At 45.0% G+C, this 1,624-nt stretch carries 2 protein-coding genes; both read left to right on the top strand.

From position 1 onward, the window contains the following. Window positions 1-39 precede the first annotated feature (39 nt). On the top strand, window positions 40-663 hold the full coding sequence (locus IQ242_RS24295; RefSeq protein WP_193961720.1) for a HEAT repeat domain-containing protein: 624 nt from the start codon (window positions 40-42) through the stop codon (window positions 661-663). Window positions 664-726: 63 nt separating this feature from the next. Continuing rightward, window positions 727-1,500 carry an ABC transporter permease gene (locus IQ242_RS24290; protein ID WP_002774827.1) on the top strand — a complete coding sequence of 258 codons (774 nt, stop codon included), beginning with the start codon at window positions 727-729 and terminating at the stop codon, window positions 1,498-1,500. Window positions 1,501-1,624: the final 124 nt, after the last annotated feature.

Here is a 1,624-nt window from a genome sequence, read left to right as displayed (position 1 = left end):
CCCCACTTCCCCACACCCTAACCCCTCTACTGATAAACAATGCTTCCTACCGTTGAGACTTTAATTATTGCCGTCGAAAAAGCCGACTCAGCCAATGGGTTACTAATCGCCGTGGAAAACTTAGCCGCCGCCAAAAGTGAGGCGGCAATACCCACCCTCACCGATGTCCTCAGATATAATAACCCCGGTGCCTCCGTAGCAGCGGTGGATGGTTTAATCGCCATCGGCAAAGCGGCGGTTCCCTATTTACTGGCCAACCTAGACGGTTATAATTATGGGGCGAGAGCTTGGGCAACCCGCGCCTTAGCGGGAATTGGCGATGTGCGGGGATTGGACTTATTACTTGAGGCGGCGGTGAGTGATTTTTCCTTTAGCGTGCGGCGAGGGGCGGCTAGGGGCTTAGGAAATATAATTTGGTCTGATTTGGAGGAAAGTCGGGTTTCTGAAGCTCAGAAGGCGGTTTTTACAGCACTGGAGAAACTTTTACAAGGGGATCCAGAGTGGGTGGTTAGATATGCGGCGATCGTCGGATTGCAGGGATTAGGAACTGCGGCGGCGGCATTTCGCGGGGCGATTCGAGAACTTTTAGGACAGATTGGGGAGACAGAAGCGGAAATAGTGGTAAGATTGCGTGCCGATCAAGCTCTGGAACACTTACAATAACCCTAAGTCACAAAGTAGAAAAACTTATTTCTCTACAGGGAGAAACAATTACACTAACATTCTATGAAATATTGGCAGGAAATTTTAGCGATCGCTCAACGAATTTTAGTGGAATTAATCCGGCGCGGGCGTAGCTTAATCCTCTGGGGCATTTTCCCGATCCTTGTCCTGCTCTTAAATGGCTATATTATGGCAGAAAAAGGCAAAATTGAGCTTGCCGAGGCTATGGCTCTGGCTACTCCTCCCACCCTCGTTGGGGCGGCACTTTTCTTTAGTTGTTTGGGGGGAACTGTGGCGACGGTAGTAGCGGAAAGGGAACAACAAACGATTAAACGGTTATTTTTATCGCCTTTAAGCGGTGTTTCCTATTTTATCGGCATTTTTCTCGCCCATTGTGTGATTGCCGCCTGTCAGACAGTTTTAGTTTATTCTATCGCTAAACAGTATGGAGCCACTTTTAAAGGCTCAATTCCTCTAGAATTATTAATTATTTTCCTTAGTATCACCGCTTATGTGGGTTTAGGATTTATCCTCGGTACTCAACTGGCGAAAAGAACAGAAGATGTTAATGCTTTGGTGGGAACTTTTGGGGTTCCTTTATTAATTTTAGGCGGCGTTTTTCTTCCGACTGCTTTATTCCCAGACAATATTCTATCTCTGGCTAAATATAACCCGATCTACCACATGAATGAAGCTTTAATTGCTGTTTGGGCAAAGGGCGAAAATCTCCAAGATATTAGCTCTCATTTTCGCTTTCTCTGTCTTTTTGCTCTAGCTATGGTAGCAGGTGGTTGGCTTACCTATCGACAAATGTTAAACCTTGAACGCCGATTGTAAATCAGTTATCAGTTATCAGTTATCAGTTATCAGTTATCAGTTATCAGTTATCAGTTATCAGTTATCAGTTATCAGTTATCAGTTATCAGTTATCAGTTATCAGTTATCAGTTATCAGTTATCAG

The sequence above is a fragment of the Microcystis sp. LEGE 08355 genome (genome assembly GCF_015207185.1).
Classification (GTDB): Bacteria; Cyanobacteriota; Cyanobacteriia; order Cyanobacteriales; family Microcystaceae; genus Microcystis; species Microcystis panniformis.
Note: the sequence above shows the minus strand (reverse complement) of the source record. Positions and strands in the feature narration are given on the sequence as shown.

What these genes read in the sequence shown, in the direction of transcription:
- IQ242_RS24290 (WP_002774827.1), top strand. Translation starts at nt 727, where the DNA reads ATGAAATATTGGCAGGAAATTTTAGCGATCGCTCAACGAATTTTAGTG.
- IQ242_RS24295 (WP_193961720.1), top strand. Translation starts at nt 40, where the DNA reads ATGCTTCCTACCGTTGAGACTTTAATTATTGCCGTCGAAAAAGCCGAC.